The sequence below is a fragment of the Nonlabens sp. SY33080 genome, from assembly GCF_011784885.1.
Classification (GTDB): Bacteria; Bacteroidota; Bacteroidia; order Flavobacteriales; family Flavobacteriaceae; genus Nonlabens; species Nonlabens tegetincola.
Window position 1 is genome coordinate 1,861,403 of the sequence record NZ_CP050461.1, and the last position, 24,592, is coordinate 1,885,994.

21 protein-coding genes are annotated in these 24,592 nt (G+C 35.5%); 11 read left to right on the forward strand and 10 right to left on the reverse strand.

Translation table 11 applies throughout. The features are described 5' to 3' along the window. Positions 1-32: 32 nt before the first annotated feature. The 7 genes from HCN53_RS08340 to HCN53_RS08370 form a co-directional block, all read right to left on the reverse strand. On the reverse strand, positions 33-1,232 hold the full coding sequence (locus tag HCN53_RS08340; protein ID WP_167343278.1) for a metal ABC transporter permease: 1,200 nt from the start codon (positions 1,230-1,232) through the stop codon (positions 33-35). Further along, positions 1,226-2,338, reverse strand: a complete 1,113-nt coding sequence (locus HCN53_RS08345) for a metal ABC transporter permease (RefSeq protein ID WP_085775715.1) — start codon at positions 2,336-2,338, stop codon at positions 1,226-1,228. The genes HCN53_RS08340 and HCN53_RS08345 overlap by 7 nt, the downstream gene beginning before the upstream one ends. A gap of 48 nt (positions 2,339-2,386) precedes the next feature. After that, positions 2,387-3,124, reverse strand: coding sequence for a metal ABC transporter ATP-binding protein (locus HCN53_RS08350; RefSeq protein WP_105017970.1), 738 nt, complete (start codon positions 3,122-3,124; stop codon positions 2,387-2,389). Further along, positions 3,124-4,038 carry a metal ABC transporter solute-binding protein, Zn/Mn family gene (locus tag HCN53_RS08355; RefSeq protein ID WP_167342669.1) on the reverse strand — a complete coding sequence of 305 codons (915 nt, stop codon included), beginning with the start codon at positions 4,036-4,038 and terminating at the stop codon, positions 3,124-3,126. The genes HCN53_RS08350 and HCN53_RS08355 overlap by 1 nt, the downstream gene beginning before the upstream one ends. 2 nt (positions 4,039-4,040) lie before the next feature. Next, positions 4,041-4,832 (reverse strand): transporter, encoded by a 792-nt coding sequence (locus tag HCN53_RS08360; protein ID WP_167342670.1) that lies wholly within the window; start codon positions 4,830-4,832, stop codon positions 4,041-4,043. After that, positions 4,829-5,485, reverse strand: coding sequence for a metal-dependent transcriptional regulator (locus HCN53_RS08365; RefSeq protein WP_167342671.1), 657 nt, complete (start codon positions 5,483-5,485; stop codon positions 4,829-4,831). Before HCN53_RS08365 ends, HCN53_RS08360 begins: the two co-directional genes overlap by 4 nt. Before the next feature lie 460 nt (positions 5,486-5,945). Continuing rightward, the gene (locus HCN53_RS08370) at positions 5,946-6,818 is read right to left on the reverse strand and encodes a helix-turn-helix transcriptional regulator (protein ID WP_042277104.1); all 873 of its coding nucleotides are present in this window, start codon (positions 6,816-6,818) and stop codon (positions 5,946-5,948) included. A 188-nt stretch (positions 6,819-7,006) separates the two neighbouring features. Between HCN53_RS08370 and hemA the strand changes: the two genes are divergently transcribed. The 5 genes from hemA to HCN53_RS08395 are packed head-to-tail and all read left to right on the forward strand — an operon-like array spanning position 7,007 to position 11,443. Continuing rightward, positions 7,007-8,263 (forward strand): glutamyl-tRNA reductase, encoded by a 1,257-nt coding sequence (gene hemA / locus HCN53_RS08375; protein WP_167342672.1) that lies wholly within the window; start codon positions 7,007-7,009, stop codon positions 8,261-8,263. Positions 8,264-8,266: 3 nt separating this feature from the next. Next, on the forward strand, positions 8,267-8,818 hold the full coding sequence (locus HCN53_RS08380) for a hypothetical protein (protein ID WP_167342673.1): 552 nt from the start codon (positions 8,267-8,269) through the stop codon (positions 8,816-8,818). Continuing rightward, positions 8,800-9,753 carry a hydroxymethylbilane synthase gene (gene hemC / locus HCN53_RS08385; RefSeq protein ID WP_167342674.1) on the forward strand — a complete coding sequence of 318 codons (954 nt, stop codon included), beginning with the start codon at positions 8,800-8,802 and terminating at the stop codon, positions 9,751-9,753. The genes HCN53_RS08380 and hemC overlap by 19 nt, the downstream gene beginning before the upstream one ends. 38 nt (positions 9,754-9,791) lie before the next feature. Continuing rightward, positions 9,792-10,325, forward strand: a complete 534-nt coding sequence (locus HCN53_RS08390) for a 3-hydroxyanthranilate 3,4-dioxygenase (protein WP_060523618.1) — start codon at positions 9,792-9,794, stop codon at positions 10,323-10,325. 53 nt (positions 10,326-10,378) lie between these two features. Then, complete coding sequence (locus HCN53_RS08395) at positions 10,379-11,443, forward strand: CNNM domain-containing protein (protein WP_042277093.1); 1,065 nt, start codon at positions 10,379-10,381, stop codon at positions 11,441-11,443. Position 11,444: 1 nt separating this feature from the next. On the opposite strand, the gene HCN53_RS08400 is transcribed toward HCN53_RS08395, so the two are convergent. Together HCN53_RS08400 and HCN53_RS08405 are read right to left on the reverse strand one after the other, a co-directional pair. After that, a complete protein-coding gene (locus HCN53_RS08400; RefSeq protein ID WP_042277090.1) occupies positions 11,445-11,984 on the reverse strand; it encodes a hypothetical protein in 540 nt (179 codons plus the stop codon). A gap of 70 nt (positions 11,985-12,054) precedes the next feature. Then, positions 12,055-13,326 carry a cystathionine gamma-synthase family protein gene (locus HCN53_RS08405; RefSeq protein ID WP_105017961.1) on the reverse strand — a complete coding sequence of 424 codons (1,272 nt, stop codon included), beginning with the start codon at positions 13,324-13,326 and terminating at the stop codon, positions 12,055-12,057. A gap of 158 nt (positions 13,327-13,484) precedes the next feature. Here HCN53_RS08405 and HCN53_RS08410 point away from each other — a divergent pair, with 158 nt between their 5' ends. Beyond that, positions 13,485-13,913: a hypothetical protein gene (locus HCN53_RS08410; protein ID WP_167342675.1), complete on the forward strand. Its 429-nt coding sequence runs from the start codon at positions 13,485-13,487 to the stop codon at positions 13,911-13,913. Here HCN53_RS08410 and HCN53_RS08415 read toward each other — a convergent pair. After that, a complete protein-coding gene (locus HCN53_RS08415; RefSeq protein ID WP_167342676.1) occupies positions 13,906-14,856 on the reverse strand; it encodes a histone deacetylase in 951 nt (316 codons plus the stop codon). The two genes, HCN53_RS08410 and HCN53_RS08415, sit on opposite strands and share 8 nt — an antisense overlap. Positions 14,857-14,943: 87 nt before the next feature. On the opposite strand from HCN53_RS08415, the gene HCN53_RS08420 reads away from it, so the two are divergent. The 5 genes from HCN53_RS08420 (at position 14,944) to HCN53_RS08440 (ending at position 24,420) form a co-directional block, all read left to right on the forward strand. Continuing rightward, positions 14,944-15,393 carry a hypothetical protein gene (locus HCN53_RS08420; protein ID WP_167342677.1) on the forward strand — a complete coding sequence of 150 codons (450 nt, stop codon included), beginning with the start codon at positions 14,944-14,946 and terminating at the stop codon, positions 15,391-15,393. Between the two features lie 141 nt (positions 15,394-15,534). Further along, positions 15,535-16,026: a nuclear transport factor 2 family protein gene (locus HCN53_RS08425; protein ID WP_167342678.1), complete on the forward strand. Its 492-nt coding sequence runs from the start codon at positions 15,535-15,537 to the stop codon at positions 16,024-16,026. 25 nt (positions 16,027-16,051) lie between these two features. Then, the gene (locus HCN53_RS08430) at positions 16,052-18,910 is read left to right on the forward strand and encodes an alpha/beta hydrolase family protein (protein ID WP_167342679.1); all 2,859 of its coding nucleotides are present in this window, start codon (positions 16,052-16,054) and stop codon (positions 18,908-18,910) included. 145 nt (positions 18,911-19,055) lie between these two features. Continuing rightward, complete coding sequence (locus HCN53_RS08435) at positions 19,056-22,427, forward strand: T9SS type A sorting domain-containing protein (protein WP_167342680.1); 3,372 nt, start codon at positions 19,056-19,058, stop codon at positions 22,425-22,427. An 85-nt stretch (positions 22,428-22,512) separates the two neighbouring features. Continuing rightward, entirely contained in the window at positions 22,513-24,420 is a 1,908-nt protein-coding gene (locus HCN53_RS08440; RefSeq protein ID WP_167342681.1) for a CocE/NonD family hydrolase, read from the forward strand. Positions 24,421-24,592 lie beyond the last annotated feature (172 nt).

Consider the following 24,592-nt stretch of genomic DNA (forward strand, 5'->3'; position numbering starts at 1 on the left):
ACAGTTTTTACTGTCCTTTTTTGATTGCACTTTTAACCTCTAAACAAGAAGAAATCGTCCTTCATATCTTCGATCTTCTCATCCTTGTTAGTAATGATGTAATCCAGGGCTTTTTCAGTAAACTCTTTACCCTTATTGGATAATGTTACTACATCACCCTTTTTTGATATCATGTTATTCTCTAGCGCCAGTTTCAATACTTTTTTGGCACGTACTTTACCCCAATTAATATGCTCTTGTAAATGTGTTACACTGCGCTCCTCGATACTGTCGTGATTGTTTAAGTGCAACAAGAACGTGAGAAGAGAAACCTCGGTACGTTGCCTGCGTTGCCTAAACAACACTGCTAGTAGTCCTCTTGAAGGAGCAAATAAATAAACGAGAAGAAAAATTAAACCTAGAACAGTTGTGATCGAGCCTGATATAGATGCATCTAACCACATGGATAAGTAGTATCCTCCAAAGGCGGCAAGAATTCCAAAAACTACAGAGAGTAGCAACATTTTTTTCAAATCGTTAGTAAGTAAATAAGCGGTCGCTGCCGGCGCGATCATTAATGCAACTACTAGAATGGCGCCTACTGCATCAAAGGAAACCACAGTGGTAACAGATGCGACACTCATTAATCCATAATGAAGAATCACCGGTGAAAAACCTAATGCACTAGTTAAGCCAATATCAAAAGTACTTAGCTTTAATTCTTTATAAAAAAGTCCTAATAACACTAAGGTAACCAACAAAACAGATCCCGTAGTCCATAAGCTTTTAGGGCCCATATTAATAAAATCTTCTGGATTGGTAATTCCTTCCTGACTACTACTTGAATTTATTATCCAATTATCAAATGGAGCGTATTCTAATTTCCCAACTAGCACAGCATCTGTATCCAGATGTACATCGTTTGCATAAATAGCTATTAATAAAACTCCGATGCTAAACAATGCAGGAAAAACTAATCCAATGGCAGTATCCTCTTTAACAAGTCCAGTTTTTTGGATAGCCTCTACTAACCATACTGTTACAATTCCACTAATTGCAGCCAATAATATAAGCCACGGTGATGCTAGATCATGAGTAATAAAAAAACCAATCACTATTCCTGGAAGAATAGAGTGAGAGATCGCATCGCTTATCAAAGCCATTTTACGAAGTACCAAAAACACACCTGGTATAGCACAAGCTACCGCGGTAAGACATGAAATTAAAAGGATTGCTATTTCTGGATTCATGATTGAGGTACGTTGTTGTTATACAAATTTTGTGCAGTATGAAATCCCGTTGTAGTCAATGACCAAGTATCGCCTTTGATTTCAATCCAGTTTTTTTCTTCTAACTGTCTTAGCGTTCCTTTAGAGTAACCTTGAAACTGATTAAGAATGCGTATTGCGTGTGGTCTACTTATATCGTCATGTTTCTCAACGATAGAGTACATAAATTGTAGTGTTTTTTTAAGGTGTAGATCCCTGCGATTGCGCACTAGTCTAATTTGTTTAAAAAGCAATCCTCTTGAAGGTGAAAAAACAAAGGAGAATCCAACAAATACTGATGCTACCAAAACAATAACAGGACCCGTAGATAAATTATTGTAACTAGCACTTATTCCTGTACCTACAACACCTGCAACAGCTCCAAAAACAGCTGCTAACAACACCATTACACCTAGACTATTTGTCCACTGTCTAGCAGCAGCAGCTGGTGCCAGCAGCATGGCACTCATTAAAACTACTCCTACAGTTTGTAACCCAATTACAATAGCTAGAACTATAAAAAAACTAATAAGCCCATCAATAATTCTGGTATTAAATCCTAAGGTGAGAGCATAATTTTTATCAAAAAGCAACAGTTTAAATTCTTTCCAAAACAGAAGCATTATAACCAGACTTATACCTGTTACAATAATCATTAAGATAACATCACTCTCTACAAGTGTCGCAGCTTGACCAAATAAATACTTATCCAAACCTGCTTGATTAGCGTCAGGTTGTTTTTTTAAGTAACTAAGAACTAACTCTCCAAAACCAAAAAACAAACTCAAAATTAAACCTAAAGCAGTATCTGTTTTAAGGTGCGTTTTTGTTACTATTCCTCTTATCCAAACCGTACCTATAAATCCGCTCACAAGTGCTCCTAACAGTAAAACATTAGAATCTTTAAGACCAGTAAAAAGGAAGGCAAGCGCTATTCCAGGCAGGGCTGCATGAGAAATAGCATCACCCAGCAAACTTTGTTTTCTTAGAACCGCAAAACTTCCTAACATACCACAAATAGCTCCCAGAACAGCCGTTCCCAGTGTTATGGTGCGCAGTGTATAGTCCGTAAAAAAACTTGTTATGTCCATCATGGATAATTTGTATTACGCTTTCGCGAAAGCATCACTTACAACTCATTATTGTTGTACAGCAACCTTGTAATTAATCCCATAGGTTTTGGTTAAATTGTCATCATTAAAAATATCTTTAACCGGACCAGTAGCAATGTGTTTTACATTTAAGAAAGTTACCCAATCAAAATACTCGGGTACCGTTTGTAAATCGTGGTGAACGACAATTACGGTCTTTCCTGCTTTTCTAAGCTCTTTTAAGATATTTATTATTGCAATTTCGGTAGTTGCATCAACACCTTGGAAAGGTTCATCCATAAAATAAATTGACGCATTTTGAACTAATGCTCGGGCTAAAAAAACACGCTGCTGTTGTCCACCAGAAAGCTGATTGATTTGCCTGTTCTTAAAAGGAAGCATCCCTACTTTTTCAAGCGCTTCTAGGGACTGTTTTTTCTGTTTATTACCTGGTCTTTTAATCCAACCTAAGGCACCATAGGTTCCCATCATGACTACATCTAGAGCAGTAGTAGGAAAATCCCAATCTACACTACCTTTTTGAGGAACATATGCTACTAGATGGCGTTGTTTGTGATAAGGTTTATCATAAATTTGAACAGAACCTGCAATGGGATCAATAATTCCTAAAATGGATTTAATCAAAGTAGATTTTCCAGCGCCGTTGGGTCCGACAATAGCCATAAGCACTCCTTCTGGAATAGACAGGTCAATATCCCAAAGGACTGGTTTGTAGTTGTAAGCTACTGTTAAATCATCTACAGCTACTGCAATTTTATCTGCCATTATTTAAGTGCATTTACTATTGTTGCCACGTTATGCTTATACATTCCTATATAAGTTCCTTCAGCTGTTCCTGCACTTCCTAGCGCATCGCTAAATAATTCGCCACCTATATTAACCTCATGATTACGTGCTTGAACTGCTTTTTGTAAAGCTTCGACCGTACGACGTGGCACACTGCTTTCAATAAAGATCGCCTTTATATTGTTTTCTATAATAAAGTCAGTAAGTCGTTGTACATCTTTTACACCAGCTTCAGTCGCGGTCGAAAGCCCTTGTAAGCCTACTACTTCAAAATTGAAACTGCGCCCAAAATAATTAAATGCATCGTGTGCTGTTACTAGAATACGTTGCTCTGATGGAAGAGTATTAATATTTTTATCAAGCTCCTCTTTCAAATTAGATAATTTCTTTAGATAGATTTCTTCATTAGCCTTATAAACCGACTCATTATTTTGATCTAGCTTGATTAATTCTTTAGTAACAGAACTGGTGATTTGTTCCCAGTACTCCAGATTAAACCAAATATGTGGATCATAACTACTTGCAAAATAATCACTGCCTATAAGAGTACTTTTATCCAAGGCATCACTCACTGCAACTGTACGTTTACCTTGCTGATTCATTTTCTCAAATACTTCTACCAACTTACCTTCTAGATGTAATCCATTGTAAAATATGACATCAGCCTGAGATAGCTTGCGCACGTCGCCTTGGCTTGCTTTATATAAGTGTGGATCGATACCGCTTCCCATAAGACCTTCTAATTCTATTACATCACCTCCAATTTCCTGAACTAAGTCGGTAATCATGGTGGTTGTGGTCACTACCTTCAGTTTACCCGATGGTTGTCCTTTGGGCTGCTGTTTACAAGCCGAAATCAGAATTATTAATAAAATGAATAATATTTTTTTCATGATTACTTCTTTAGTATTCTATAACTGAAACCAGCACTTAGTAAAATATTTTGATCGGCTGCGGTTGAGTTAAATCCTGTTCCTACCGTGACATCTAGCTGTAAATTATTATTCACTAAATAAGTACAACCAGCATCCCATAAATGATATGCTGTGGTGTCTTCTGGAAAAGCACCATATAATTCTATATAAGCTCCAAATTTCTTTGTAATATCAAATCCATAAGCGATAGTATACAAATATTCTATAGACCGATTATCTGCCACCCTAGCCCCTATATTATAGGCTATGCTAGTGCTGTTAGAAAGTGTATGATCAAAAGAAAAAATCATTTCCATCCCAGTTTGTTCCGGTTTAAATTCGGTTACGGCTGTAAAGGGTAGCCGAAGGTGAGTCATTAAACCTATTTGAGGAATCCAACCGTTTTCATCGGTAATTTCAATTTTTCCTCCTACCAATAAAGGAGTGAAACCTGTAGCATCAGACAGTTCTCTACCTAGTGAAGTAAGGCGTTCATTTTGATAATCCCAACCCAATCGCAATTCAAAATTATCACTAAGTCCATAACGTAATAGACCTGTGTTAAAGACAAATCGCTTTACATTAAAATCATCATCACCATTTTCAGTAAATAAAGCACCTGTTTCTATTTGAAAATTACCCTTACCAACAGTGTAAGGTGATTCTGTAGCATCTGGTCTGTCAGTAATCAAGGTTTCTGATACTGTGACTGTTTCTTGTGCTAAAACTGGTAAAGCACATATTAGTAAAAGGCTCAAAATTATTTGCTTCATCCTTCTGTTTTTACCAGTAGTTTATCTGCTATTTGTTTTGAGATATGAAGTTCCTTATCATCTGCCATTAAACTACAGGACAAATCAAAAACCTCTCTATCAACAACTTTAAGCACACTACCTAGTTTTATATGATGTTTATCTAGGTATTGAAGAAATTCAGTAGACGAATCTCTTATACCTGTGAGTCTAGAGTTCTTATTTAAAGCTAGCTGGGACAAAGGAATTTGTTCCAGATGTTCCATTACACCATTAGAATCGGGAATAGGATCGCCATGTGGATCATGCTTAGGAAAACCTAAATAAGCATCCAGTTGGTTAATCAATTTTTGAGATTGAATATGTTCCAGTTGTTCTGCTATTTCGTGTACTTCATCCCAGTTAAAATTGAGCTTTTCAACCAAAAACAATTCCCATAAACGGTGTTTCCTTATAATTTGAATAGCACACTTAAAACCATCCTCGGTAAGTCTAGATCCCTTGTAGGGAACATACTGTGCTAAGTTTTTATCGGCTAACTTTTTAAGCATATCAGTTACAGAGGATGCCTTAGTATCCATGCGTGCCGCAATATCATTAGTTGCAACGAGGTCCTTACCTTTCTGTAAATGATAGATAGCTTTAATATAATTTTCTTCGCTTACTGAATGCATGATTCAAAATTAAACATAATATTTGTTACGTATAAATAAATTTTTAGACTTAACTAAAAATTTAAGAAAATTAATCACATGGGGTTTAGATTATGAATAGAGGCAAGATCATTTCCTTATCCAAGCAGGAATCAGGTGAAATTCTTCTTGAGAAATCAAACAACAACAGTGCAAGACATTTTTTATTCTACCACATTATGGGATGGTTATCCTTGTTTTTAAAAAAATCGTACGAACCAACCGATCATATTTTAATAACGAAAAACCAGTGTATCTGTACGTACAATGATAATTCATCTTTCAGAAAAGATTCTCTAGTATAAAGGCTTTATCCTACAACCCTATAGATTCTTCCTTATACCTTGCAACAAATCATCAAGAAATGAAAATACCGTTAAAAATTTATTGCATAAGCTATGATGAATCACAACTGATTAAAAAAAGGTTGCTTACATCAATTCTAATTGGATAAATACTTCTTTGGAGTAGTACCGTATTTCTTTTTAAAAGCACTTATAAAGTGACTCGCAGTAGAATACCCAACTTTGAGTCCTACTTCATTTACATTATACTGCCCACTATCAAGCAATTGTCTGGCGTACTCCATTTTATGATCCAGGGCAAATCCATAAACAGTTTCACCATAAACCTCTTTAAATCCTTCCTTCAATTTCTTAAGAGACAATCCTATTTCAAGTGCTAGGTCTTGTAAGGATGGCAAATCAGTCATGCGCTCTAGAACAATATCTTTGGCCTTTTTAATCTTTTTCATGTTCTCCTCATCTGCCAGAAAAGGACAAGCGTCAACATTGGCATCTTCTTCCCTATTAAAATAAAGAGACAACAATTCATAAGCCTTACCCTTGAAATATAATTTTTTGATAGCGTCGTTAAGATTGTAATTCATAAGTTGATGAAGTACAACCGCCATTGAAGGACTTATTTTATCATCAACGTAATACTTCTTATCGGCGTTTTCGGGACTCAAAAAGCTTACGTGTTCAGCATCTGGAGAAAATAATGAGTGAAATTTTTTAATAGAAACTAATACAGAAATGAACCAACTAGAAGGAGCTATTTTAAGATCCATAGGTAATCCTCGTGAAGGATTATAGAGCATGTATGAATTTTGCTCCAACAAATTAAGCTTATAACTACCATTATTAAAAGCCATTTCTACCTTACCCTTTAGGCAAAAATGAAATTGTAAAAAACTTTGATCAACCTCATAATTGAAACCTGTGTTGTTATCAGTATCATTTTTGATTCTAATTACATTAAATCCGTCTTCAATTCTTGTAACCTCTCGGGCACCTATGGCGATATTTTCCATAATAGCTTATTTATATTCACTCTAAATAATAGATATTACGCTTTCGCGAAAGCGTACTCATAACAGTACTTGCCTATACAAGAAGCAAGATTTTAGCAAAAATAACATATAGCGTAGAAAAACGAACTTGTAGCGTTATTTTTCTTTTAAGGACCACAATAACTTTGCGACACTTCCTTAACAAGGGTATGTATTCAGGTAACAACAAACATTTTTCTTTTTACGCAATTGGAATTAGCTATAAAAAAGCTGATGCTGAAATGCGTGGAACATTCTCATTATCAGAAGATGCAACGAGAAATCTTCTTAATGAGGCAAAAAGAGATGGTATCCCATCGCTAGTGGTAATATCCACATGTAACAGGACAGAGTTGTATGGATTTGCCCAACATCCTTTTCAACTTATAAGATTGTTATGTGAGCACAGTCATGGAACTGTAGAAGACTTTCAAAAGATTGCCTATGTTCACAAAAACGAAAAAGCTTGTGAGCACCTGTTTAATGTAGGAACTGGATTGGACAGTCAAATTCTAGGAGATTTTGAAATTATAGGCCAGCTCAAAATTGCCTTTAAAAAATCAAAAGCTATCAAACTGGTTAATCCATATATGGAAAGATTGGTTAACGCAGTGATACAAGCTAGTAAACGTATTAAAACCGAGACGCAAATAAGCAGTGGTGCAACATCGGTAAGTTTTGCTAGCGTACAGTACATCCTAGAAAATTATCAAGTTAATAATGAGAAGAACATCTTGCTATTCGGCACTGGAAAAATAGGTCGTAATACATGTGAGAATCTCGTTAAACACACCTCAAATAAAAAGATTACCTTAATCAATAGAACTAAGGAAAAAGCAGAAAAAATAGCTGGTAAATTTGATCTAATTGTTAAGGATTATGCTCAACTTGAAGAAGAGATTGCGCAATCAGACATTCTTATAGTGGCAACCGGCGCACAAAACCCAACCGTTTCTAAAAATCTGATTTGTACGACTAGACCCTTACTTATCATGGACCTATCTATTCCTAAAAATGTGAATGAGGACGTGAAGGAATTAGAAAACGTACAACTAGTGCACCTAGATGAATTATCACAAATGACTAATCAAACCCTAGCCAGACGTGAGAAGTTCATTCCACAAGCGCTAGCCATTATTGAAGAAATTCATACCGAATTCAAAATCTGGCAAGAATCAAGAAAGTTTGCTCCTACCATGCAAGCACTTAAGGCTAAGCTCACTAAAATGAAGGAAGCCGAAATTAAAAGCAATCGCAGTAAAATAAATAACTTTGATCAGGATCAAGTAGATTTTATCGCAGATAAAATTATTCAAAAAATTGCCGGACATTTTGCCAATCACCTGCGTGATGAGAATGAAAGTACAGATGAAGCCATAGACATGCTTAATAAAGTCTTTAAGCTTTCTGACAAAGTAGCTTCTTAAAAATTGAGTGAGCTTTTCCATATACATTATTTACTCAAGTCATTGTTTGTATATCCTGGCGCAAGTATCATTTTAGTTATTTACCTTGCAGAGGTTTATTTTAAGCAAAAATTCTCAATAGCTATACAAAGTTTAAGGTGGATACTCATCTTACATGTAGCATTTTCTTGGATTCTTTTTATATACCAACTAGAAACAGGCGCAACAACCTTCTGGGATCGAGCGACAGATTCTTATGCAGGTATGTACTGGTGGCTACTTTTTTGTTCCTTAGCGCTTCCTTTATTTGTATTACTTCCCAAATTAGGAAAAAATAAATGGGTAATAGCTTTAGTTTGTAGTCTATCCGCTTTTGGTTTATGGATGGAACGCTTAGTCATAATCATCACAAGTGTTCACAGAGATTATACTGATACTACGATTTTTGAAAACTTACCTATAGTATTATTGAGTCATTTGACTTATGCCTTAATAATGGCAAGCTTGTTAATAGGAATTCATATATTATTTTGCTTTATAATCGGTAAATTTACTTCATGGCAACACCCATCATAATAGGAACAAGAGACAGCGAGCTTGCCTTATGGCAAGCTACTACAGTCCAAAAGGAATTAGAAAATTTAGGCTATCAAACCGAGTTGCGACCAGTTAAATCTCAAGGAGATCTCAATTTGAGTGAACCTTTGTATGAAATGGGTATCACAGGCATCTTTACAAAAACATTAGATATCGCTCTTGTTAATGGAGAGATTGATATTGCTGTTCACAGTTTAAAAGATGTTCCTACCCAATTACCTAAAGGCATGATACAGGCAGCTGTGCTGCCGCGAGCGTCTTACAAGGATATACTAGTCTATAAAGAAAATTTCAATCCAGACGATTCTATCACCATTGCTACAGGAAGTTTAAGACGCAAATCACAATGGCTAGACATGTATTCTCATCATAATGTCGTTGACTTACGAGGTAACGTTAATACCAGATTAGAAAAACTTTACACTAATAAAGGTTGGAGTGCAGCAATATTTGCCAAAGCCGGTTTAGATAGAATCGGGTTACTTAAAAAGATTAAGGCTAACTATGGTTTTGAATACACAGATTTAGACAGCTTTATTCCAGCACCTGCACAAGGAGCGATGATGGTAGCAGCCATGTCCAAGAACACTTATGCTGTTGAAGCATCGGCGCGACTTAATGATAAAAACACTCAATACTGTGTAGATGTAGAGCGCGCATTTCTTAGAGAACTAGAAGGCGGTTGTACCGCTCCTATTGGTGCACTCGCGCATATTTCTGACAACACATTAACCTTTAAAGGCTGTCTATTAAGTCTAGATGGACGCACTCGATTTGATACAAATACTTCGATAGATTTAAAATCTGAAATGAATCATGAGGATTATATCGCTTTCGCGAAAGCGCAATCACAAAAAATTCTTGAAAACGGTGGAGCATCCTTAATGGCAGAAATTAAGAAAGAATTGAAATAAGTGGTATTTTTAATCAAAATAATTAAGTATTAAAAGTAATGGCCATAGCACCACCTTTCAACCTGAATAATTGGATAGAAGATAATCGCGATTTACTTAAACCACCAGTAGGAAATAAAAATCTATATACTGAATCTGGTGATTACATTGTCATGATTGTAGCTGGACCCAACGCTAGAAAAGATTATCATTACAATGAAACTGAAGAACTTTTTTATCAATTAGAAGGCCAAATAGAAGTTCATATTCAGGAAGACGGTAAGAAAAGAACAATGAAATTAGGACCAGGCGATATGTATTTACATCCTGCAAAGGTTCCTCATTCACCCGTACGACATGAAAATTCTTTAGGACTGGTCATCGAGCGCAAAAGAGTAAGTGAAGATGCAGTTGATGGGTTATTATGGTTTTGTGACAATTGTAATCACAAGCTTCATGAAACCTACTTTAAATTAGATGATATAGAAAAAGATTTTTTACCTAGATTCAAACAATTTTATGGTAGTGAAGAAATGCGTACTTGTAACAATTGCGGTACTACCATGCCTACAGATCCTAGATTTGTTGATTAAATCTTTCTTATTTTTCCTTTTTTAAAAAGTACCTTTACAAATAAACTATTTTCATGACACTGCTTATCATATATGCAATAGGTTCAATACTATTCTCCTTCTTATGCTCAATACTAGAGGCTGTTTTACTAAGTATTTCACCTACCTTTATTAAGGTTAAAGAACAAGAAGGTGCAGCTTTTGTAAAAGATCTTAAGCAGCTTAAAGATGATGTGGACAAACCTTTGATTGCTATTTTAACCTTAAATACATTAGCACACACAGTTGGTGCTATTATGGTTGGTGTACAAGCTGAGGCTCTTGTCGATGAAGGATATAGAGACAATGTTTTGGGAATTCCACTTGTAGGTGTTATATCGGCATTAATGACGGTACTTATACTTGTGCTGTCTGAAATTATTCCTAAAACGATAGGTGCTACTTACTGGCAAGGACTGACAGGATTTACAACTCGTACTTTAAAAATAATGGTAGCCATCTTAAAGTATACAGGGATATTATGGATGTTACAACTTACTACAAAAGCCATTGGTAAAAGTGCTCATATAAGCACCATGACAAGAGAAGAGTTTGTAGCACTTACAGAAACAGCAGAACAAGAAGGTGTTTTTGAAAAGACCGAAGGACAATACATCAAGAGTTTAATGAACTTTAATCAAATCGAGGTTAAAGACATCATGACACCTAGGTCAGTTATGTTTATGGCAGCCCAAAGCACTCCTATCAAAGAGTTTTTTGAAAAAAACCAAGATCTAAGATTTTCGCGTATTCCTATATTCAATAAAAATAGAGATGATATTATTGGTTACGTGTTAAAAGACCACATACTCGCTGATATTATTCACGACAAACCTGCTGAAACTTTAGGAGATTTGAAAAGAGAAATAGCTATGGTACCAGCCTCTTTGCCTATTCCTCAACTATTTGAAAAAATGATAGCCACTAAAGAGCACATAGCTCTTGTGGTAGATGATTATGGTAGTGTTCAAGGTCTAGCCACTATGGAAGATGTTATCGAGACTATGTTGGGTCTAGAGATTATGGATGAAAGTGACAACATAGAAGACATGCAACAATTAGCACGTAAAAACTGGGAAAAACGTCAAAAGAACAAATAACCTACTTCTGTAGTTTTTCTAGAATTTCTTTATAGGTAAGTGTATTGTTTCGGTTCTTTTTAAGATATTCCTCAACTTTATCCATTATTTGATTAGAGGATCCTAATTCAATGAACAACTGCTTATCATTTTCCCAATTCTCGTAATTACCTACACGAGTAGATAATTGACCTGATAATTCTGAAAAGGCTCTAATTTTTTTATAACCAGTGGTCGACTTTACCTTTTTAAGCTCTTCTAGCAAATCTTTATAAGTAAGAGATTCAACATTTTTGCCACCTACAGTCATCTTAGAAAGTAATTTTGAAAAATTTCTAAGAGTCCCAAAGAACTGTGCATCAAATCCATCAATCCCACATGGCTCTAGCTTGATTATAGCGTCTTTTACTACTTGCTCATTTTGAAACGTCCCATCTGATAAAAAAGTAAGTTTATCATCTAGAAAATCTAACTCACATAGTGCCTGAGAATTAGTGTCTTGAGCAGTTATGAATGACGTGGTAAATAGTGTAATGAAAAGGGTAAAAAAAAGATGCCTCATAATATGATAACGATACAAGTTGCAAAGTTCGCATATTACAAGGCAAAATAGATGCCAAAATGAAACTTAATTAAGCAGTTTCAATAACATTTATGGTAACCTGGTCAAGAGCTTCCCCAATATCCCAGATAAGATCTTCATAATTTTCAACACCTACCGAGATTCGAATCAATGCATCAGTTACACCTATAGCTTCTAAATGCGCTTCATCTACCCCAGCATGAGTCATCGTTTTTGGGTGTTCTGCAAGACTCTCTGTACCACCTAAGGAAACAGCCAATTTTACTAGCTGCAAGGAATTTAGAAATTTAAAAGCCTCTTTTTCACCACCTTTAATTTTAAAACTTACCATGGCACCAGGACCAGAACATTGTTGCTTGTAAATACGATGATTCTCCGTTCCTTCCTCTAGCAGTCCTAGATACTTAATACTTGCTACTTTATCATGTTGAGAAAGGAATTCTGCTACTTTAATTGCATTTTCCTGCATTGCCTCCATCCGGATTTTAAGTGTTTCTAAACTACGTAACAACATCCATCCAGTATGTGGTGATGCCATATTCCCTAAAAAGGTACGCAAGGTTTTAACTCTCACCATATTTTCAGCATTACCCAAAACAGCACCAGCAATTAAATCACTGTGCCCGCCTATGTACTTAGTAGCACTATACATTACAAGATCTGCTCCATGTTTTAATGGGTGCTGCCATAAAGGTCCCATATAGGTATTATCCACAGCAATAGTAACAGGTTTCTCATCGGTCACAAAACGATCGGCTACTCTACGACACATTTCTATATCAATCAATGAATTAGTAGGATTTGCCGGAGTTTCAAGATGCATGTGGGCAAAAGTCGATGCGTGACCTGTTTCTTCAATCGCTTTTACAAGATCTTCTTCACTCATTTCGGAAGTAAAGCCTAAAGTATGTACACCAATTTTTGGCAAGAAATGATTAATAAAATGATCTGTTCCACCATAAGTTGGTGAACTATGTACTAACAGGTCTCCTGGTTTTAAAAACTCTAATAAAACAGTTGAAATTGCACTCATACCACTTTCAAAGACAGCACAATCATCGGCGCCATCCCACAATCTCAAGCGATTTTCTAATATTTCAAGATCAGGATTATTTATACGGCTGTAAATAAGCCCCATTTCTTCACCAGGTAACTTTTCTCTTTTTCCATAAGCCAATTCAAAATAGGCTTTACCTTCTTCTGCGCTTTTGAAAACAAAGGTTGAAGTAAGAAAAATGGGACATTTTATAGCTCCTTCAGAAAGTTCTGGTTTGTAGCCATATGACATCATTAAACTTTCTGGTTTCATAGATTTATTCATGGTTGTAGGCTGTTTAAAAATAGTGGCTAAATGTAACAAAATTCTAAACTATAACGATATAGTGATAAACTAGCTTTTGAAAATATTTTCTTACACGTTAACAAAGATTTAAGGCTTTTGTTTATTTTTATACCTCAACCCAAAAAACTCTACCAATTATGTCGTACAGTGCAAAACCTAAATTATGGTTCTGGATTTTAGCAATCATCTTTTTATTATGGAACTTAATAGGAGTTGGGTTCTTCATGGGAGAACTCCTTAAACCGGATATCATGTATGCCGACTTTACCGATGAAGTAATGGAATATGTTGAAAACAGGCCTTGGTGGTTCATGATCAATTATGGTATTGCAACCATTGTAAGCTTCTTAGCTTGTGTAATGTTATTATTTAAAAGTAAAATCGCAGTACCTCTATCAGTAATAGGCTTAGTAGGAATCGTAATAAGTACGATTTATTTTTTCACATCTGGAATTACTCAGGTGATCCCAGGAGCAAAACAAGGTTTCACGATTTTTATACTTTTGATGGGTATTTTTCTGTGGCTTTTTGCTCGCAGTTCTCGTAAAAAAGGATGGCTTAGATAAGATATTCCTTTGCCACTTTAAACGTATTCGTATGTGCGTTTACTATGTGTTTAATCTCAGGAGAATATCCACCACCCATACTACACTGAACAGGGATTTTGGCAAAGTTCCTGTCTAATTTTTTTATAGCTGTAGTTGATAATTCCGCTTTCGCGAAAGCGGAAAAAGCAATTTCATCGCGCTTTTTACAACCTTCTTGAGACAAAGAAAGCCTTCCTAACTTATCGGTCTCAACCACATCCACACCACAGAGGTAAAAAATAAAATCAGGTTTTACCGTATTGATCAAATCGGGTAAGGTTTTTTGTAGAAGTTCCAAATATTCTCGATCACCTGTTCCATCGGGCAAGGCAATGTCTAGATCGCTTTCTTCCTTTTTAAAAGGGTAGTTGCCGGCACCATGCATGGAAAAAGTAAAAACACTATCATCTTCCTTAAAAATTTGGGCCGTACCATTACCTTGATGAACATCTAGATCAACTATAAGAATTTTTTGTGCATAATCCTTATTCTGAAGATACCTTGCAGCTATCGCTTGATCGTTTAGTAAACAAAATGCTTCCCCATGATCTGTGTAGGCATGATGTGTTCCTCCTGCGATATTCATAGCAACTCCATTTTTAATAGCATGCAAGCAACCTTCAATAGTACCCTGCGCTATAAGTAATTCTCGGTGAACCAATTCTTCACTTAGTGGAAATCCCAGCTTGCGTGCTGCTCTACGTTCTAGATTTAGCGTTATTAAATCATTGTAATACGTGTTTGTATGAACCCGTAACACATCGTCCAGTTCACATTTCTTTGATGGTTCAAAAAAATCAGTAGCTGTAGCTACTCCTTCATGAATTAATTGTTGCGGTAACAACTCATATTTAATCATGGGAAATCTGTGACCATCTGGCAATGGGTGCTTGTAAATGGGATGAAAGGATATAGGAAACAAGTATCTCGTGAATTACAGGATTAAATCAAATTCAAAAATAAAGGGATGAACTTTTGTTGTAGTTTATCTTTGTAAAAATTTAGCGTTATGAAAAATATTATAGGCCTTTTACTAATAACTCTTTTACTTTTTTCATGTAAAGAAGAACCTAAGAATGAGGAGCAACTTCAATTAGAATCAAGAATTGAAACTTATGATTCACTTATGAAGGAGGCTATTAAAGCACACGATGTTATTATGCCAGACATGGGAAGATTACTTTCTTTAAAAAAGAAATTAGAAGCTCAAAAAATAGAAGGTGACCAGGCAATGGAAATTGAAAATGTTCAAATGGATCTCCAAAAAGCTTATGATGACATGTTTACTTGGATGGAAGATTACAGCTCTAAGTTTCCTTACGGTGAACCATCGCCTTCTACTGCAGAAGAGTTAAATAAAAAAATGCCCATTCTAGAAGAAGAAGTAAAAGAAATTAAGGAACTTAAGGATTTCACTTTACAAACTATAGAAAAAGCAGAAATCCTATTACAGAAATAGATTAAAGACCATACATTTTTAATAGAGCTAGCAATAATTGCTAGCTCTATTTGTTTTCAAAATACACAACTCCTTAAAACCATTCAAAATCAACATATTTTAGACTGAATTACACTTGTAGTTTTGTCATTATCTTTAGGCATGCAAAAAACTATTCTTTATTTTGTTTTGGGGCTGGTTATGACCAGCTGCGCAACGATTAAAAATGTATCAAACAAACAAGTAAATCAAGTACTAGACGACTGGCATAATGCAGCTGCTAGGGCCGATTATGAGACTTACTTTTCATTAATGACACAAAATGCTGTTTTTATAGGTACAGACGCTACAGAAAACTGGTCAAGGAAGGAATTTGAAGCTTTTTCAAAACCTTATTTTGATCGTGGTAAAGCATGGTCCTTTACACCGCTTGAACGTAATATTTATACGAAGAACGGCATCACTTATTTTGACGAGTTATTAGAAACTCAAATGGGTATTTGTAGAGGCAGCGGTGTATTGTTTGTAGAAAACAATCAACTCAAAATAGCACATTATGTTCTCTCTATAGCTGTGCCTAATGAAAATGTAAAATCTCTCACTCAACTTAAAAAAGATTGGGATCAACAGTATATCTCAAAACTTAAAAACTAATACCATCAAAGTACCTCAAATGAAAATGAAAACAATTTTTGTGTGCTTACTATTGCTAGTAGGCGTTTCCGTTCATGCTCAAAAGAAATCACTCACTCATAATAATTATGATTTATGGAAAAGCGGTCGCAATGTTCAAATATCAAATAACGGCAATATAATAGTATATAGTGCTGTCACAACTACCGGTGCTGGTGACGGATATTTACAAATTCATCATTTAAACGACAACACAAGCAAGCAATTTTTTAATGGTGTGTCACCTGTGATTTCAAAAGATGAGAAATTTGTTTTCTTCCTAAAAAAACCAGCTTACGACATAACTAGAAAAGAGAAAAAAGATAAGGTTAAAAAAAATGAGCAATCCAAAAACGTCTTCATGGTTTACGACGTTGCTACCGGTAGAATAATTGATTCTGTCACCAGAGTTAATAAATTCAATACGGTTAAGGATGTAGAAGATTTTGTAATCATAGAGCACTACAAAGACTTAAAACCTGAAAAGAAAGAAGAAGCCAAGCCTACTGTGCCTGAAAATGAGTCTAAGCGAGAAAAAAGACGCAGGTTGCGACGTGAAAAAAAAGAAGGTGTTTTACCAGCGGTTACTCTTAGTTTACCACCGTATGAAAAAGAAGATTATTTGATAATATATCAACCTAGCACAAAAAGAAGAGATACTATTTCTAATATTAAAGATTACACCTTATCAAAGAAAAGTAGCAATTTCATTTTTTCAGTAAAGCAGTCCAAAAAAGAGAAAGATAACGGAGTTTATTTGTGGAATGGTGATTCCAAAAAGGTAGATACATTATTACAAAGCGCATGGAGATATTCTAATCTAAGTATCGATGAAAAAGGTGAACAAATAGCCTACCATGTTGCCATGGATAGCGCACACAAAGACTCGCTTCATTATGAACTATTTTATCAAAAAAACAGTCTTGCAACTACTCAACAATTGGGTTATGGCAGTAACACCATTAAAGAAGATTGGCGTTTAACTTCAAAAAAGGCCAGATTTTCTGAAGACGGAACAAGACTTTTCTTTTACAGTCAGCCTAAAATTGAATACACCATAGACACAACTTTATTGGAAGAAGAATTGCCTGATGTTGATGTATGGACCTACAAGGATCGATTAACCCAACCAGAGCAAAAAGTTAGACTCTCTTCTTTAAAAAACAAAAGCGCTACTACCGTTTTTAATACAGAAGACAATAGATTCATCCCGTTCAACAATTATGAATGGAGTGATCCTATAATGGATCGAGATCTTAATTCGAGATATGCGTTATTCGCAGATAACACTAAATATGATATTGAAAGATCATGGGAATACCCATGGCGCAGCGACTATTATTTACTTGACATACAAACTGGTAGGTTTGCTCAAACTTTAGCAAACTCAGGAAGCAGACCCATCTTAAACCCAGCATCTAATCATATTGTCTATTATAATTATGACACAGAGGACTGGCATAGTATAAATCTAGAAACTAACATCGGGCGCAACCTAACTAAATTCTTGAAAGTGAAATTTAGTGATGAAGATGACGACCATCCTGCTCCAGTTGCTTCAAATGGTTATGGAGGATTTGATAAAGATGGTAACTTCTATGTTTATGATAAGTACGATATCTGGAAATTGGATCCAACTGGTAGGCAACAACCCATAAAAATTACACCCGATGGTCGCGAGAAAAAAATAACATATCGACTTAATCGAATGGATAGAGATAAGGTCAATCAGGTTACTCTTATAGATGGTAAATTTTTAGTTTCTGTTTTTGATCACAAGACTAAAGAAAGCTCCATTTCATTACTAGGTAATAATAATTTACAACCCTTATTGAAAGAAAGTGATTATGCCATTAACGCTTTCGCGAAAGCGAAAAACACCAACGCCTTACTTTACACAAAAGGCAATTTCAAAACATACCCAGACTACTACGTTTTCATAGATGGAAAAAGTGAAAAGATATCCAATCTAAATCCACAACAATCTGATTTTAAATGGGGTACTGTGGAATTATTTACTTGGAACGCCTATGATGGAACTCCATTAGAAGGATTATTGTATAAACCTGAAGATTTTGACCCAAACAAGAAGTATCCTTTAATTGTTTATTTCTATGAGAAATACTCAGATCGTTTACACAGTTATCGATCTCCTCAACCTAGTGCAAGTACTGTAAACTTCAGCTATTTAGTGAGTAATGATTACCTCGTTTTTGTTCCAGACATTGTATACAAGGATGGTTATCCTGGACAAAGTGCCTATAACTGTATCGTTTCCGGTACTGAAGCTTTAGAGAAAACGGGTTATGTAGATTCAAAAGCCATGGCTCTTCAAGGTCAAAGTTGGGGTGGATATCAAACAGCCTATTTAGTGACTAAAACCAATAAATACGCTGCTGCTATGGCAGGTGCTCCCGTATCAAATATGACAAGTGCTTATGGAGGAATAAGATGGGGCAGCGGACTGAGTCGTGCTTTCCAATATGAACGCACGCAGTCCAGATTAGGTAAAAATTTGTGGGATGGATTTGACTTATATGTAGAGAACTCGCCATTATTTAGTGTACCTAAAATTGAAACTCCATTATTAATGATGCATAATGATGAAGATGGTGCCGTTCCATATTACCAAGGTATTGAAATGTTTATGGCCATGAGAAGGTTGAATAAGCCAGCCTGGTTACTTGTATATAATAAAGAAGCTCACAACCTCAGAAAAACTAAGAATCGTCGTGATTTATCTGTAAGAATGATGCAATTTTTTGATCATTATCTTAAAAATGAACCAGCTCCTGAATGGATGACTAATGGATTATCCCGTTTAAAGAAAGGCAAGCAACTAGGCTATGAATTAAATAACCAGTAATGTCTATACATTTGATCGAGTAATAGAGTTAAAGTTCGTCAAAAGATTAATATCACTCGATAAAATACATCTTTGATGTATAATGTGATACTTTTTTGATGTTCTATCACTATTTTGCTATCCCTTAAAAAAATATTAAAGTTTAATGAAAAAATTTATTAGCCTTTTCATAGTGTTGTTTTGCAGCACGATGGCCTTTTCTCAATTAGGAAGTGATGCTCCATGGATGAAGGAACTACAACTACAAAAGAAAGATGGTTCTATTACATTAAAAGATATCAAACTCGTTGGAGATGCCTACTGGCAAACACATGACAAAAACAAAAAAGGTAGTGGTTATAAACCATATATGAGATGGCTCAATCAAATGGAAGCATTTGTTAAACCTGATGGGACCTTACAATCAAGCAAGGAAATAATGGATCAATTAAATGCAATATCGGTGGCAAAATCAACCATGATGGATGAATCCAATTGGGTGCCTGCTGGACCATTTAATTATACTAATACAGGTTCTTGGTCTGCCGGACAAGGTAGAGTAAATACCATAAAAGTTGACCCTAACAATCCTAGTACCTATTACATAGGAGCTCCAAATGGTGGAATATGGAAATCTACTGACGCCGGTATTAATTGGACACCATTGTCGGATTTCATAGGACGTATAGGTGTAAGTGCTATTGAAATAGACCCTAATAATTCTAATATTATTTACATAGGAACAGGTGATGACGATGCTGGTGACAGTCCGAGTATAGGAATGCTTAAATCTACTGATGGCGGATTGAGCTTTAACCCTACTGGACTTGTTTTTGCTGGCAACTCTAGAAACATTTCAGAAATTTATGTAGATCCTAATGACTCTAATAAGCTATTTATTTCTGCAAATAATGGATTTTACAGGTCTACAAATGGCGGACAAACAGTCGTGAGAACTTTTCAAGGTAACGTAAAGGATATAAAATTAAATCACGCAGATTCTAATATAATCTACCTGGCTACTGATGAATCTTTTTACAGATCTACCGATAATGGGGTAACATTCACTTCAGTTACCGCTGGTCTTCCATTGCCTAATAATGTAGGTCGTATAGTTATCGGTGTTACACCTGCAAATAGCAACTATGTATATTTACTGTATGCACAAGGAGATATGAGTTTTGGTGGAATTTATAGATCAACCAATGGAGGTTCATCATTCACAAGACGTGATAATGGCTCAACTGATATTTTAGAAAGTTCACAAGCCTGGTTTGATCTTGCTCTTGAGGTTTCAGAAACTGATCCTAACTCTATATACACTGGCTGTTTAAATGTATGGAAATCGACAACAGGTGGTTCTTCATTTTTTAAAATCAATGATTGGAACAACCCAACAGGAGCTGCTTACACTCATGCTGATATTCATCAAATACGTCAATTTGGAAACGAACTATTTGTTTGTTCTGATGGTGGTATTTACAAATCTACTGATACAGCAGTAACCTTTACTGATTTGACTGGTAGTGCTCAAATAAGCCAATTCTATAGAATTGCAGTGAGTCCAACTAACAGTGCCGATATGATCGGTGGATTACAAGATAACGGAGGTTTTACAAGAACAAATAATGCGTGGAGCAATTACTATGGTGCCGATGGAATGGACACCGGAATAAATCCTCAAAACCCCAATATAAGATATGGGTTTACTCAAAACGGTGGCGGATTGTATTTTACAACTAACGGAATTTCTAATGCTGGATCCATAGGTGGTCCAGAAGGTGGTAATTGGATTACACCATTAAAAACTGCTAGTGATGGAACTATTTATGCAGGATACAGCAGGTTATACACTGTGGATCCTTCAAACGGTTTTACTCCTGTTTCATCTTCCTTTGGTAGCAATATAGATGTGATAGAAATTGATCCATCAAACAATAATAGAATATATGTAGGTGTAAATACTAGACTGTTTCGTAGTGACGATGCTGGATCAACCTTTAACCTTGTTTATACCGATTCCAGTAACATCCAAGCTATTGAAGTGAGTAATACTGATAGTAATGTTGTTTATATTACCACTAGTGGTATTAATGGTAGAGTTTTGAAGAGTACCAATCTAGGTGCAAGTTTTACTAACATTACAGCAAACTTACCTTTCCTAGGTAAAAACACGCTAGCTCACCAACCTTTAAGCGCTAATGACGCGTTGTACGTAGGTTGTACTGTAGGTATTTATAGACTTACCAATTCAAGCAACCAGTGGGAACCATTCATGAATAATTTACCTAATTCCAACATAAGAGATTTAGAGATTAATGCAGTTGATAATACACTGACTGCCGCAACCTATGGTAGGGGAATATGGCAAACTGCCGTTACAGTTGTTCAAGCACAAGACGACGCTAGTATACAAAATGCAGCCCTATTAAGTGGTAGTACTATAAGCTGTAGTAGTGATGATGTAGATGTAACCGTGAGAAACAATGGTCAGAATATCATATCAACACTAGACATCAATTATACTATAAACAATGGAGCTGTAGTTTCACAAACGCTAAATACAAATATTCCAGCAGGTAGCAGTTCTACGTTTACTCTTTCAGGAATACCTTTTACCGTTGGTGACAATGAATTAAATATACAGATTGTTGCACCCAATGATCAATTCCCAGGTAATAACAACTACAACCTAAATATTATAAGAAATCAAAGCTCGGTAGGAAATGATATATATTCCTTTGCTAGCAGGGACTTCTTAACAGAAAATGCCGATGGGTCTAGCCCTTTATGGGAACGTGGTGTGCCTGCAGGAAGCGTATTAAATAACGCTGGTGCAGGAAACGATTCAAATGTATACGCAACTAACTTAGATGGAGATCATGGAAACAACACTATTGCTTATTTATATAGCGGTTGTTATGATTTAACGTCCATGAGAAATCCGGTAGTTCAATTTGATATGGCTTTTTCTATTGAATTAAACTGGGATTTATTATACATGCAATATTCAGTAGATGGAGGAATAAGCTGGTCTGTACTAGGAACAGCAAGTGATCCTAATTGGTACAACAGCAGTAGATCACCTAATGGTCAAAATTGCTTTAACTGTGTAGGAGCACAATGGACTGGTTTTTCAACAACGCTTTCAACATACAGCTACAATCTTGCAGCCCTAAGCAATGAAAACAGCATTATATTTAGATTTGTTTACCATTCTGACCAATTTGAAACAGAAGAAGGTGCCGTCATTGATAATTTTGTGGTAACAGGAACATTATCAAATGAAAACAATACTCTTGAAAATTCTTTTACGATTTATCCGAATCCTAGCAAAGGAGCTTTCAATTTAAGATGGAATAATGAGCAATCTTTTGATTATTCGATTTATGACCTCAGCGGTAAACTTATTCAATCACAAATCAACAACACAGGAACCGATCATAAAATTGATTTGAATAACGTGAGTCAAGGATTGTATTTGATAAAAATAGCTACAAAAGACAGTGTTACCACTCAAAAACTTTTAATAGAATAAATTTCTCAAACTTAGATTATCAATTAAAAAAGCATCTCTTCAACGAGATGCTTTTTTGTTATTATCTTAGGGCAAAAATTAAACCATGAGAAACTTTTTTCTATTCTTGATTATAGGATTTTTCGCTTTCGCGGAAGCGAGCTGTCAAGAAAACTACGTAAAAGAAAATTACGATAAAACTACCTACCAAATCCCGATGCGCGATGGTGTGAAACTATATACTGTAGTTTATAGTCCAAAAGACACCAGTCAAGATTATCCAATCATGATGCAACGCACCTGTTATAGTGTAAGACCGTACGAAGAAGGAAAATACAAACGCAGTCTAGGACCTAACCCATATATGATGAAGGAAGGTTACATTTTTGTGTATCAAGACGTAAGAGGAAGATGGATGAGTGAAGGAGAATTTGACAACATGCGACCTCATGTACCAGGAAATGACCCTAAAAATAAAAATGACATAGATGAAAGCTCTGATACGTATGACACTATAGAATGGTTACTTAAAAATCTCAAAAACCATAATGGTAAAGTCGGGCAATGGGGAATTTCATATCCAGGTTTTTATACAGCAGCTGCTTTACCAGAAGCTCACCCAGCTCTTGTAGCTAGCTCACCACAAGCACCAATTGGAGATTTCTTCTTTGACGATTTTCATCATATGGGAGCAACATTACAATCTTATTTAATGGCTTATCCAGTTTTTGGACATCAAACTGAAGAACCAACTACTCAAAGCTGGTACAATGATAAATGGAATAAACTAAGGGAAAGAGGTGGAATGAACGATTCATACACCTTTAATATGAATATAGGACCGCTTTCAACGGTAACTGATAGTATATATCCAGATAACTTCTTCTGGAATGATGTGGCCACACATCCTAACTATGACGAATTCTGGCAAAAAAGAGCCATTATAAATCATTTAGATAACGTCGATCATGCTGTAATGACAGTAGGTGGATGGTTTGATGCCGAGGATTTATACGGTCCACTTAATATATATAAGAACGTAGAACAGCGCAACCCTAACAATCCTAACAACATGATTGTAATGGGGCCATGGAGCCATGGTGACTGGTCTAGAGAGCGTGGTAAACAAATGGTTAATCACATTCACTTCGGTGATAGTATTTCTGATTTTTACCAAAAAAACATCGAGAAACCATTTTTTGATTATCATTTAAAAGGTAAGTCAAACCCTAATTTGCCAGAAGCTTATATGTTTGACACTGGTAAAAAAGAATGGAAACAATTTGCGCAATGGCCACCAAGAGATGGAAAAATCACTTTAGGATTTCAGGAAAATGGCAAATTGGTGATCAACCCTAAAAGTACCTCGCAAGCTCAATTTTCCTACATAAGTGATCCTAACAAGCCTGTACCGTTTAGAAGTGAGATTAAACCCGTTACATTTACTCCTAGGGCTTACATGACAGATGATCAACGTCATGCTAGTTTTAGACCCGATGTTCTTACTTTCAAAACTGACATTTTAGACGAGGATTTAACCTTGAGTGGAGAAATCCTTGCCAAATTGGATGTTATTCTTAAAGGAATTAATGATGCCGATTTTATTGTTAAACTAATCGATGTTTACCCTAATAATATGGAAAATGGAGAACACACTCCTGATCATATCTCACTTGCAGGATATCAACAACTGGTAAGAGCTGAAACTTTTAGAGGAAGATTTAGAAATAATTTTGCACAACCAGAAGCATTTAAAGAAGGTCAAGAGGAAGAGGTAAACTTTCCTTTACAAGATATTTTACACACATTTAAAAAAGGTCACCGTGTTATGATACAAATACACAGCACTTGGTTCCCTTACATCGATCGCAATCCACAAAAGTATGTTGAGAATATTTTTGAAGCAAAACAAGAAGATTTCACTACAGGTACGATAATCATAAAAGGTTCAAGTACAGTTGAAATTGGAGAAAATGATGGTATTGAACAAAAGTTACCTCAAATAAAGATGTAATAAACTTTAAACGACAATTTTACCACATTGTCTTGTTTATTAAGATTTTTTTTAGATATTAGCGGTATCAAGATTTAAAAATGGCAACTAATTATCCCCTTAAAAAACCTAACGCATTGATACGCACGTATTTATTAGCAAAAGGCGTTTTTAAACTAATTACGAAGACATT

Coding starts and splice junctions, on each gene's coding strand:
- HCN53_RS08350 (WP_105017970.1), bottom strand. CDS start 3,124: ATGGCAGATAAAATTGCAGTAGCTGTAGATGATTTAACAGTAGCTTAC.
- HCN53_RS08425 (WP_167342678.1), top strand. CDS start 15,535: ATGCAAAAAACTATTCTTTATTTTGTTTTGGGGCTGGTTATGACCAGC.
- HCN53_RS08430 (WP_167342679.1), top strand. CDS start 16,052: ATGAAAACAATTTTTGTGTGCTTACTATTGCTAGTAGGCGTTTCCGTT.
- HCN53_RS08435 (WP_167342680.1), top strand. CDS start 19,056: ATGAAAAAATTTATTAGCCTTTTCATAGTGTTGTTTTGCAGCACGATG.
- HCN53_RS08395 (WP_042277093.1), top strand. CDS start 10,379: ATGACACTGCTTATCATATATGCAATAGGTTCAATACTATTCTCCTTC.
- HCN53_RS08410 (WP_167342675.1), top strand. CDS start 13,485: ATGTCGTACAGTGCAAAACCTAAATTATGGTTCTGGATTTTAGCAATC.
- HCN53_RS08370 (WP_042277104.1), bottom strand. CDS start 6,818: ATGGAAAATATCGCCATAGGTGCCCGAGAGGTTACAAGAATTGAAGAC.
- HCN53_RS08400 (WP_042277090.1), bottom strand. CDS start 11,984: ATGAGGCATCTTTTTTTTACCCTTTTCATTACACTATTTACCACGTCA.
- HCN53_RS08360 (WP_167342670.1), bottom strand. CDS start 4,832: ATGAAGCAAATAATTTTGAGCCTTTTACTAATATGTGCTTTACCAGTT.
- HCN53_RS08390 (WP_060523618.1), top strand. CDS start 9,792: ATGGCCATAGCACCACCTTTCAACCTGAATAATTGGATAGAAGATAAT.
- HCN53_RS08440 (WP_167342681.1), top strand. CDS start 22,513: ATGAGAAACTTTTTTCTATTCTTGATTATAGGATTTTTCGCTTTCGCG.
- HCN53_RS08345 (WP_085775715.1), bottom strand. CDS start 2,338: ATGGACATAACAAGTTTTTTTACGGACTATACACTGCGCACCATAACA.
- hemC (WP_167342674.1), top strand. CDS start 8,800: ATGGCAACACCCATCATAATAGGAACAAGAGACAGCGAGCTTGCCTTA.
- HCN53_RS08405 (WP_105017961.1), bottom strand. CDS start 13,326: ATGAATAAATCTATGAAACCAGAAAGTTTAATGATGTCATATGGCTAC.
- HCN53_RS08420 (WP_167342677.1), top strand. CDS start 14,944: ATGAAAAATATTATAGGCCTTTTACTAATAACTCTTTTACTTTTTTCA.
- hemA (WP_167342672.1), top strand. CDS start 7,007: ATGTATTCAGGTAACAACAAACATTTTTCTTTTTACGCAATTGGAATT.
- HCN53_RS08355 (WP_167342669.1), bottom strand. CDS start 4,038: ATGAAAAAAATATTATTCATTTTATTAATAATTCTGATTTCGGCTTGT.
- HCN53_RS08365 (WP_167342671.1), bottom strand. CDS start 5,485: ATGCATTCAGTAAGCGAAGAAAATTATATTAAAGCTATCTATCATTTA.